We start from the raw sequence: 11,153 nt of genomic DNA on the forward strand, positions 1-11,153 counted from the left end.
TTATGCTAAATACAACAGGCCCCGGAACCGCAGGGTTCCGGGGCCTGTTTTTTATGCCGGGATGGTTTTCCGCTTTTTTCTCCGATGGATTGCCAGCGCCGCGATGAGCAGTACAGCCGCCCCGGCGCAGCACAGCAGCACCACAGGCAAAACATTGGGCGTGGTGCGGTCCAGCAGCACCACCTGCCCGCTGGCCGGGCCGTCAAAGACCAGATAGCTGCCGTCCTGGCTGGCCTTCACCACCTGCCAGCTGCCGTCGGACTGCAGGATGGCCGCCGCCGGGTGATCGGCGTCCGCCGCCCGCAGCCGGAGGGTCACCGTATCTCCCTGGCTGCCTTCCACGGTATAGGACCAGCCCTCCACGCTCCGGTAGCCCGACAGGTCGGGCAGCTCGGTCAGCCCTTCCGCCTTCAGACCAGCGCCTGGCTCAAAAGTGCCCTCCACCAGCAGGGCGGGATGCTCCCCGCCGGAGGAGAGGGTGGCGGTGGGCTGGGTAAACTGGGCCTCCAGCACCATGGACCGGGTCAGCCCCTTGACCGGGAAGTCGGGCCACACCCCATACTCCCCGTCCCGGGCAGGCGGCTCGGGCACCAGGCTCTGGTCCAGGTCGTCCCCGTAGGCAAAGGGGATCTCGGCCACAGTCTTGCCGTCGGCCACAAAGCGGTAGGAGAAGGTGAGGAAGTCCTCGGGGATGCCGCTCAGCACCGAGAAGGCGTCAAACTCCAGCCCCTCCGCCTGACCGGCCACATCCACCCCGTCCAGCCCCGCCAGCTCCTCCAGCAGGTAGCGGTTGCCGGTGAGGGGATCGTCGGACTGACCGGCAATGGCCCCCTGGTACTCCCCGTCTCCCTGGGCCCGCACCATGGCCCGGCAGTCGGTGAGGGTGCCGCCCAGACCGGCGATGCCGCCCAGCCAGCTGCCGCCGTCCAGATCCACCAGGGCGGCGCACCGGATCACCGAACCGCCGGTGCGGCCTGCAATGCCGCCGCAGTAGTCGGCGCCCGTCTCCACCGTGCCCCGGGCGGCGCAGTCCAGGATGGAGCCGGTGGTACACCGGCCGGCGATGCCGCCGCCGCAGTCGTTTCTCACGGTAACGGCGCCGTCAAAGCGGCACTGCCGCACTGCCGCCCGCAGGGTGGCGTACACGTCGGAGAGCAGTTTGATGTCCTCCATGTCAAAGGTAGCCTCGGGGTCGTCCCCCACCTCGGCCCCCACGGCCCCCACAATGCCGCCCACGTTGGAGTCACCCTCCACGGTGCAGGCGGCGGTACAGGCCATGACCAGGCCGGGGCCTTCCGTAATGTCCCCCGAAAGGTCCTGGGTGGTGAGTTTGGGCTCCCGGCCCATGTCGTAGATGGCCTGACGCACCTGGTCCAGAGCCCCGATCACCCGCTGGGCGGAGGCGTGGAGGGCGGTGTTGTCCGCCCCGGCAGCCTGGGTCATCTGGTCCACCCGGTGCTCGATCACATCCAGCTGGGCCCCGATATCGTCTGCCGCCGCCTGGGTCTGCTCCCCCAGCTGGTCGGAATAGTCCTTCAGCAGGGTACGAATGGCGGAGGCCTCGTTGCTGACGGCGTCCAGATCCTTCTTACTGTCCTTGGACAGGGCGCTGCCCGCCCCCACCAGATGGCTGGCGGCGCTGTGGATGGCCTTGGCGGCCTGATCCGCGTCCTTCCGCGCCTCCTCCATCTCTTTTGAGGTATCGTGGCTCAGCGTTTCCCACCGGCCGGTGAGGTCGCTGACCAGGCCGGGCAGCTTGCCCAGGGCCTTGGAGATGGCGGACAGGTGTCCCGCCGGGTCCACGCTGGGGAAGGGTACTGCCAGGGCTCCCTTTAGGTCCAGCTTTTTCAGGCAGTCGGTCACCTGGGTGAGATAGCTGCCCAGGCTGTCCAGCTCACGGGACATGGCCTGGAGGTGGGTGCGGATGGTATTGGCCTGCTTCTCAATGCCTTCGGCGGCATCATCCAGGGCCTCCACCCCTTCCACCAGGGCGCTGTCGGCGCTGTCCAGCATCTTGCTCAGGCTGCGGCGCAGCTGGGCGGTGCCGTCCAGCAGATCGTCCAGGTCGTCCCCGGCCTCATTGGAAAAGGTATCCACATGGCCCCGGAGGCCGTCCAGGGCATCCCCCAGGGCGGCGGCATGGCTGTCCAGCTGGTCGGTCATATCGCTGTAATCAGTGAGACCCTGGTCCCCGGCCTGCTGGGCCCGGTCCCGGATCTGACCCACCGCCTCATGGATGACCTGGGCGTCCTCCACTCCCTGGCCCACCATGCCGCTGAGCTGGTCGGCAAAGCCCTCCATCTCATCAAAGAGGACCCCCAGACTGTCGTTGAGGCTGTCGGCGGGAGAGTCGCCGTAGCGCACCTCCACATTGGGTTCGAACTGGCCCACGATGCCCCCCACGTCCTTCCGGCCCAGAATATGTCCGGTATTGGAGCAGTTGGTGATGGAGCCGGACTGGAGCCCGGCAATGCCGCCGGTGTTGTAGCCCAAGTGCTGATAGCCCACAGTTCCGGAATTGGAGCAGCCGTCAATGTTGCCCCGGGACAGCCCGGCGATGCCGCCGGAGTTGGAGGGTATATCCTGATCGGAGGCGGTATTGATCTCCCCGGCGTTGGTGCAGCCGGTGATGGTACCCAGATTCTGCCCGGCGATGCCGCCGGCGTTGCTGGGGGCGGAGATTGCGGCCTGGTTGGAGCAGTCCGTCACGGTGCCGCTCTCCCCGTTGAGGCCTACCACGCCGCCCACATCCTCCTGACCGGAGACCGAGCCCTTGACGGTACAGTTACGCACGGCGCCGTAGTTCTCTCCGGCCACCAGACCCACCTGGCCTCCGGTGCCGCCGGGTGTGAGGGTGCCCTCCACCGTCAGGTCCTCCACCACTGCGCTCTCGGTAAGGGTGCGGAAGAGGCCCACCTTGGACCCTTTGTCGGAGAAGGACAGGCCGGTGATGGTATGGCCATTGCCGTGGAAGGTACCCTGGAAGATGGGAATGGAGGTAAAGTCTGTGCCGCTGAGGTCCAGGTCGGCGGTCAGCTCCGCCGTCACCCCTACCGACCAGGTATCCTTGGTACAGCTGCGGGCAAAGTCCAGGAAGGCGGACTCGTCCCCGATGGTCACCGTGCCCGCCGCCCGGGCGGGAAGCAGCAGGGAGCAGAGGAGGGCAGCCGCCAGCAGCAGGGCGGTTACGGGTCTGTTGTGCTTCATGGCTGATCCTCCTGTTCCTGCTCCTCGATTTGGAGCTCCTGATACTTGCTCTCAATGAGGGCGTCCACACTGCCGTGGATGACCCCCTTGAATTCGCCGTCCACAAAGCCGGATACATGGCCCCGGACGTGACCGTCCAGCCGCATGGTGCCCTTGTTGAACCGCTGGGACCGGTCCCGGTTGAGGGAGATGGCGGTGCGCTGGATGATGGCGTCGCCCAACAGCAGCAGCTGGGGCAGCACGGTCATCACCAGGAAGATGGAGGTGACGGTGCCCCGGCCCAGGGTGAGACCCACCGAGCCGATGGTGGCGTCGGTGGAGATGCCGCCGATGAGGAAGCCGGCCACCGCCATGATGGTACCCGAGGTGAGGATGGTGGGGAAGCTCTGGCTCAGGGCCTCCACCACCGCCTTCCGGGGCTCCATGCGGGTCTTCAGCTCCAGATAGCGGTTGGTGATGACGATGGCGTAGTCGATGGTAGCGCCCATCTGGATGGAGCTGACCACCAGGTAGCTGAGGAAAAACAGATTGGTGCCGGTAAGTACCGGGAAGGAGAAGTTGATCCAGATGGAGCCCTGGATGGTGAGCACCAGCAGCACCGGCAGACCGGCGGACTTGAAGGTGAACAGCAGGATCACCACAACGAAGAGGGCGGTGAGTACGCTGATCTTCAGGTTGTCGCCCGAGAAGGAGCTGGCCAGATCAAAGGCGTTGGTGGAGTTGCCCACCAGCACCACGTCGTTATAGTAGTCCTCACCGATGGCGCGGATCTCATCCAGCAGGGCGTAGGTGTCCTCCCCCTCGGTGGGCACGTCAGCCACAAAGACCAGCCGGGACCACTCCGTACCCTGGAGCTGCTTGAGTCCCACGTCCAGCTGCTCCTGCAAATCCTCCACCTTTTGGGCCTGGTCGCCGGTGAGGCTCACCACGCCCTTGTCCTTCTGCTCCAGCAGGAACTGGAAGATATCCAGCAGAGGCACCGAGTAGTCGTCCGGGTTCTGGAAGATGGAGCCGTACTCCTCCACACTCAGGCCGTAGGCCTGGAAGAGCAGCCGGGCCAGCTCCACGTCCACCCCGGCCAGCTCGGCAAACTGCCGGGGGGTGATATCGTCGGTGAGCATCCGGCCCGGTTCCACCTCGATGTTGGCAAGGCCGGTGACCTGGGTCACCTGGGGCAGGGCCTCCACCCGCTCCAGGATGCGGCCCTCCTTTTGATAGTCCCCCCGGGGCACCAGCATGGCGATGGTATTCTTCTTGCCAAAGGTATCGGTCACCTTTTCGGCAGCCAGCTGCCAGTCTGGCTTGTTGGAAAAATCGGCGTTGTTGGTGTCAAAAACGTAGGCGCAGTGGCTGGACAGAATCGCCCCGGCAATGACCACCACCAGAAAGATGGGGGGGAGCACAAAGCGCAGCTTGACCACCCCTTTGCCCCAGAAGTTGATCTTGGGCACCAGATTTTTGTGGCGGGTGCGGTCGATGGGCCCCTGGAACACCATCAGCAGGCCGGGCATCAGCAGAAAGACGCACAGCATGGAGCATACGATGCCCTTGGCCAGCACGATACCCATATCAAAGCCGATGCGCAGCTGCATGAGCATCAGAGCCACCAGGCCGGAGATGGTGGTCAGGCTGGAGGAAGAGATCTCCACAATGGCCTTGCTCAGGGCGGCAATGTCCGCCTCCCGGGCATCCAGGCCGTTGTCCCGCTCCTCCATGTACCGGTGGCAGAAAATGATGGCGTAGTCGATGGCCAGAGCCAGCTGGAGCACCACGGCGATGGAGTTGGTAATAAAGGAGATGGTGCCGAAGATGAAGTTGGTGCCCATGTTGAGCACCGCCGCCGCCACAAATACGATGAGGTAGACGGGCACCTCCATATAACTCTTGGAGGTAAAAAGCAGCACCACCACAATGACCGCGGCGGCGATGGCCAGGATGACGGTCATCTCCTGCCGCAGGGAGGCGGAGGTGTCCCGGCCCACCTCGGTGGACAGGGATACGTCGTACCCCTCCAGCAGATCCTCCACCCGGTGGAGGGCCGCCACCGTCTCCTCATCCCCGGTCTCCCCCTCAAAGGAGATGGAGAAGAGGGCGGCGGAGTCCTTGTAGTGGTCGGCGGTGTCGTCAAAGGCCACCTCCGACACCCCCTCCACCCCCTTCAGCCGTTCGGCCAGGGCGGCGGCGGTGTCGTAGGTCACGTTGGACACCATCACGTCGGCGGTGCCCAGGGTGACAAATTGCTCCTCCATCAGGGTCAGGCCCCGCCGGGTCTCGGTTTCCGGCGGCAGATAGGAGGTGATGTCGTTGTTGATCTGTACCTTATTGATGGAAGCCCCGCAAAAGATGAGGGCGGCGATAAAGACCAGAAAGAAGGCCTTCCGTTTATCCACAATAAAGCGGGCCAGTTTGGTCATAGGTGTCTCGGTTTTTTTGTCCGTTACCATAGGCAGATTCCTCTCAATGGTTGGGGATAAAGCGGGCCAGATGGTCCAGCAGGACCTCCTCCGGCACCGGGTCGGGGCTGATCAGCCACCAGTGCAGCAGGGACAGCATGGCCCCCACATAGAAGCGGGCGGCAATCCGAGGGTCCACCCCCGGCATGGCGTCGGGGAAGGGCGGGCGGCTCATGCGGGCACACAGCTCGTTGGCCGCCGCGTCCTCCAGCAGGCGGGTCTGGGTGTCGGCGCCGCTGTCCAGGCAGGCCCGGTACAGGGCCCTTCTCTCCTTGAAAAAGGCCAGGGTGTTGCGGGCTGCCTCCAGGAAAAACGCTCTGGGGGTGGGGGCGTCCTGGGGAATACAGGCGTCGATGCACGTCCGCTCCAGCTGGGTCAGCAGATAGTGGAGCAGCTCCTGCTTGTCGTTGAAATGGGCGTAAAAGGTGGTGCGGTGGACCATGGCCCGGCGGCAGATGTCGGTGACCGACAGCTCCTGAAAGGGCCGCTCCTCCATCAGCTCCACCAGGGCCTGGGTCAGCTGCCGCCGGGTCTTGCGCTGACGCAGGTCCAGATTGTCCTCTCGTTTCTCCTCCACTGAGACCCCTCCTTTCATTGGCCGGAACAGCATACCACTTTACACTACAAGTGTCAAGATAAAATACAAATGTCGATTAGCCAGAGGGAAAGGCTGCGGGATTTACAGGTTGCTTTTTTTTAAAGGAGACAGTATAATGAAGGCGTCTAATTATGGAAACCTTTACGGCAACGGAGGGAAATGTATGAAAGCAAAGCGATTTGCAGCCCTTTGGCTGGCGGTGGTTCTGACGATGTCCCTGCTGGTGGTACCCGCCGGGGCAGTAAGCTTTACGGATATGCAGGGTCACTGGGCCCAGGAGGACGTGGAGTATCTGGCCGGTCTTGGCATTGTCAAGGGTACCAGCGCCACCACCTTCGCCCCCGCTCAGAAGATGACCGCCTGCGAGGCCCTGCTGTTCTGTTCCCGGGCCACCGGCGTGTCCGCCGCGGATAAAAAGCAGATCGCCGCCGACCGGGCCGACCAGCTGAAGGAGATCCTGCCTGAGAACGTCTACAGCTGGGCGGAGGAAGAGATGGCCGTCTGTCTGGAAACCGGCATCATCAGCGTCACCGAGCTGGAGGCCATGTGCTCCTCCGGTGCGCTGCTCAAGTCCATCACCCGGGAGAGCCTCTCCATGTATCTGGTGCGGGCCATGCAGCTGGAGCCCATGGCCAAAAACCTGACCAATTATTCCATGAGCTTTGCCGACACCGCCTCCATCTCCCAGGCGCTGCGGCCCTATGTGTATCTGCTCAATACATATGGCATCGTCCAGGGCAACACCGCCAACCAGTTTATGCCCCAGGGCAGCCTGACCCGGGCGGAAATGGCCACCATGCTCCGCCGGGCCATCGACTTTATGGATGAGCAGGGCATCTATGCCGAGCTGCCCGCCTACACCGACTACCAGTGGGTGGGCGGCGTCATCGACGCGGTGAGCTCCACCAGCAACGGCGCCACCCTGCTCACCATCACCGGCAATCTGACCGATACCTTTGGCATTTCCGTGCCCGCCAACGTGCCCATCTATGAAAACAACATCCGCACCACCCCCAACTCCCTGCGTGCGGGCCAGTATGTCCGGGTGAACCTGGACGACAAGGGGGCGGCTCAGGCGGTCCGTCTGGGCGGGACCCTGACCAGCCTCAGCGGCAGCATCACTGAGGTATCCCAGGACAGCATCACCATCAGCGTGGGCGGCACCAGCAAGCGGCTGGACATTGACCGCTTTACCAGAGTCCAGGTGGGCCAGCTGGTGGGCGATCCTTCCCTGATCGAGCCCGACGCCGGTTATACCCAGGCCCAGTGCTGGGTGGACGGCATGGGCCATCTGGCCGAGCTGAAGCTGTCCGGCGGCACCCGTTCCGCCGAGGGCTTCCTCACCAGCGTGGAGAACACGTCCGGCGGCCAGACCATTACCGTCTCCGCCTTTGACGGCCAGCGCGCCCAGTACACCCTGGTGTCCGGCGCCGCCGTCACTGTCAACGGCAAGGCGGGCTCCATTACCGTGTCCAACAAGGGGGACTATGTGAGCCTGCGGGTGTCCAACGACAACGCCGGCACCGTGGTGAGCGCCGCAGTGGATACCGTGTCCGACTATGTGCAGGGCCCCATCAAGAGCATCAGCTTCACCAAGGACCCCTACGAGATCACCCTGGAGGACAGCCTCACCGGCCGCTCCCGCACCTACCCCATCGCAAGCAATGCCATCGCCCGCTATGACGGAGAGGAGATCACCGTCAAGGAGGTGGCCCGCAACAACTTTGCCACCCTTCAGCTCTCCGGCGGTCAGGTGGTGCTGCTGGACACCTACCCCGCTTCCACCACCACCCAGGGCGTGATCGAGAGCATCACCTACGCCAGCCCCACCACCCTGGCGGTGCGCACCCCCCAGGGCACCACCGCCACCTTCACCATCGACCTGACCAACCTGCCCGACATTGAGCGGGACGGCAAGACCAGCTCCATCGATAAGCTGCGCAGCGGCGACAAGGTCACCGTCACCGTCCGCTACAATGAGGTGTATGAGATCGAGGCCACCTCTCAGAACGCCACCCTGTCCGGCACCATCACACGGGTGGTCCAGGACACCACCGGCGTCAGCATCGACGTGCGCTTCTCCGACGGCTCCACCGACACCTACCAGGTGTCCGAGGGTGTGTCGGTGACCCAGAAGGGCTCGGTCATCTCCCTCTACGCCCTCAAGCCCAATGACGCGGTGGAGCTGACCCTCAGCGGGGACGAGGTCGTGGCCATCAACGTCACCGGCAGCTCCTCCTCTTCCACCCAGATCACCGGCTCGGTGCTGGTGGTCAACACCAAGGACGACACTCTGATGATCAGCCTGGAGGACGGCACTCCCCTCACCGTGGATGTGGAGGACGCCAGCTTCGTTACCATTTCCGGTTCCTCCACCAGCCTGAACAAGCTGGCGGCGGGGGACCAGGTGCAGATCTACGGCCAGTATTCCGGCAGTCTCTTCGCCGCCACTCTGGTGGTCAAACTGTAATTGTTTAAATTTTGCGGGGCCCGGCTGGTTAGAGCCGGGCCCCGATTTGTCAAACTGTTTTGACAAATCGGGGCGTTATTGACTGGACGCGAAAGACAACCCTGACGGTTTTCTTTCACACTATCTTTCCCTCCGAAGCCTCGGCCTGGAGCGCTTAATTCGTTAAAGCCCGGCTTTTATGCGCCGGGCCCTATACTTGACTTGACTTTTGGGCCTCAAATGGATAAAATAAGTAGCACCCATGCGTATTTTGATAAAAAAGGATTGAGATAGATATGGCACAGGACAAAAAGCAGGTGGAACAGATCACCGATATGGAGGTGGACTTCGCCAAGTGGTTCACCGACGTTTGTAAGAAGGCGGAGCTCATCGACTACTCCTCCATCAAGGGCGTGTTCATCTACCGCCCCTACGGCTACGCCATCTGGGAAAACTTCCAGAAGATTCTGGATGAGAAGTTCAAGGAGACCGGCCACGAGAACGTGTACCTCCCCCTGCTCATCCCCGAGTCCCTGCTCCAGAAGGAGAAGGATCACGTGGAGGGCTTCGCCCCCGAGTGCGCCTGGGTCACCATGGGCGGCTCTGAGAAGCTGGAGGAGCGCTACTGCATCCGGCCCACCAGCGAGACCCTGTTCTGTGAGCACTACAAGAACATCATCCACTCCCACCGGGACCTGCCCAAGCTGTACAACCAGTGGTGCTCCGTGCTGCGTTGGGAAAAGACCTCCCGCCCCTTCCTGCGTCACCGGGAGTTCCTGTGGCAGGAGGGCCACACCATGCACGCCACCGCCGAGGAGGCCATTGCCGAGACCGAGCAGATGTTCAACATCTACGCCGACTTCTGCGAGAACTACCTGGCCATGCCCGTGGTGAAGGGCCGCAAGACCGACAAGGAGAAGTTCTCCGGCGCCGAGGCCACCTACACTGTGGAGTGCATGATGCACGACAAGAAGGCCCTCCAGGCCGGTACCTCCCACTACTTCGGCGACGGCTTCGCCACCGCCTTCGACATCACCTTTACCGGTGAGGACAACAAGCCCCATCACCCCTTCCAGACCTCCTGGGGCGTGTCCACCCGCCTCATCGGCGGCGTCATCATGACCCACGGCGACAACAACGGTCTGGTGCTGCCCCCCCGCATCGCCCCCACCCAGGTCATCATCATCCCCGTGGCCCAGCACAAGGAGGGCGTCATCGAGGCCAACGAGGCCGTCATGAACCGCCTGAAGGCCGCCGGTATCCGGGTGAAGATGGACGCCTCCAAGCAGTCCGCCGGCTGGAAGTTCGCCGAGTACGAGATGAAGGGCGTGCCCCTGCGTCTGGAGATGGGTCCCAAGGACATGGAGAAGAACCAGTGCGTGCTGGTCCGCCGGGACAACGGCGAGAAGATCTTCGTTTCCCTGGACAACATCGAGGAGACCGTCAAGACCATGCTGGACGCGGTGCAGCAGGGCCTGTACGACAAGGCCAAGAAGAACCTGGACGAGAACACCTATGCCTGCTCCACCGTGGAGGAGGTCAAGGAGAAGATGTCCACCCAGGGCGGCTTTGCCAAGACCATGTGGTGCGGCGACGAGGCCTGCGAGCTCAAGATGAAGGAGATCGCCGGCGTGTCCTCCCGCTGCATCCCCCTGGAGCAGGAGCACCTGGGCGACGTGTGCCCCGTCTGCGGCAAGCCCGCCAAGCACATGGTGTACTGGGGCGTGGCTTACTAATCACCCAAACCCATACGACAAAAAAGGACCCGGAGCATGGCTCCGGGTCCTTTTTTGTTTTATTCCTCTACGCCGTACCAAGCCAGCAGGGACTCCACCATGCCGTCCACGATCTTGGCCTGATACTCCGGGGTCTCCATAAGAGCGTCCTCCCGGGGATTGGTCATAAAGCCCATCTCAATGAACACGCAGGGGATGGTGGAGAAGTTAAAGGCGGTCAGGTCGGAGCGCTGGACGGTGCCCAGGTTCTTGGCCCCCGTATGCTCGCACACCGCCTCGATCATCAGCTCTCCCAGCCGGGCGCTCTCCTCCACGATGGAGGGGGTGCCCAGCAGGTCCCCGTAGGGCACCAGCACCATGGCCCCGTTGTAGTCCGGGTCGGTCCAGCCGTTGGCGTGGATGCTGATGTGTACATCGGCTCCCGCCTCCTGGGCGATCTTGCACCGGTCGATGCCGCCCAGGGTGATCTCGGACACCTCCCGGGTCATCACTACCTCGGCTCCCAGCGCCTCCAGGGCGTCCCGGAGCTGGAGCCCCACCGCCAGGTTGAGCTGCTCCTCGGTCTGATTGGCTCCGGCGGTGCCGCCGCCAAAGAGGTACTTGGTCTCATCAGACAGCGGAGAGACCAGCTCCCGCTGGCCGGTGCCGGTCAGCGGGGTGACGCAGTGGCCGGGGTCCACGCAGATCACCGCCCCCTCCAGGGGCAGCGG

6 protein-coding genes are annotated in these 11,153 nt (G+C 63.4%); 2 read left to right on the forward strand and 4 right to left on the reverse strand.

The genetic code is table 11. The features are described 5' to 3' along the window. Positions 1–51: 51 nt before the first annotated feature. The 3 genes from B5F94_RS12270 to B5F94_RS12280 are packed head-to-tail and all read right to left on the reverse strand — an operon-like array spanning position 52 to position 6,237. Complete coding sequence (locus B5F94_RS12270; protein WP_087330489.1) at positions 52–3,207, reverse strand: hypothetical protein; 3,156 nt, start codon at positions 3,205–3,207, stop codon at positions 52–54. Continuing rightward, entirely contained in the window at positions 3,204–5,651 is a 2,448-nt protein-coding gene (locus B5F94_RS12275) for an efflux RND transporter permease subunit (protein ID WP_087330491.1), read from the reverse strand. The genes B5F94_RS12270 and B5F94_RS12275 overlap by 4 nt, the downstream gene beginning before the upstream one ends. A 13-nt stretch (positions 5,652–5,664) precedes the next feature. After that, the gene (locus B5F94_RS12280; protein WP_158100292.1) at positions 5,665–6,237 is read right to left on the reverse strand and encodes a TetR/AcrR family transcriptional regulator; all 573 of its coding nucleotides are present in this window, start codon (positions 6,235–6,237) and stop codon (positions 5,665–5,667) included. A 184-nt stretch (positions 6,238–6,421) separates the two neighbouring features. Here B5F94_RS12280 and B5F94_RS17060 point away from each other — a divergent pair, with 184 nt between their 5' ends. Both B5F94_RS17060 and proS read left to right on the forward strand, forming a co-directional pair. Then, positions 6,422–8,728 (forward strand): S-layer homology domain-containing protein, encoded by a 2,307-nt coding sequence (locus tag B5F94_RS17060; protein WP_087330495.1) that lies wholly within the window; start codon positions 6,422–6,424, stop codon positions 8,726–8,728. 275 nt (positions 8,729–9,003) lie between these two features. After that, a complete protein-coding gene (gene proS, locus B5F94_RS12290) occupies positions 9,004–10,443 on the forward strand; it encodes a proline--tRNA ligase (protein ID WP_087330497.1) in 1,440 nt (479 codons plus the stop codon). A gap of 59 nt (positions 10,444–10,502) precedes the next feature. Here proS and B5F94_RS12295 read toward each other — a convergent pair. Further along, positions 10,503–11,153 (reverse strand): N-acetylmuramoyl-L-alanine amidase family protein (locus B5F94_RS12295; RefSeq protein ID WP_087330499.1); only part of this gene is annotated, 651 nt, incomplete at its 5' end.

This window comes from Flavonifractor sp. An4, from assembly GCF_002161755.1.
GTDB classification, from domain to species: domain Bacteria; phylum Bacillota; class Clostridia; order Oscillospirales; family Oscillospiraceae; genus Flavonifractor; species Flavonifractor avicola.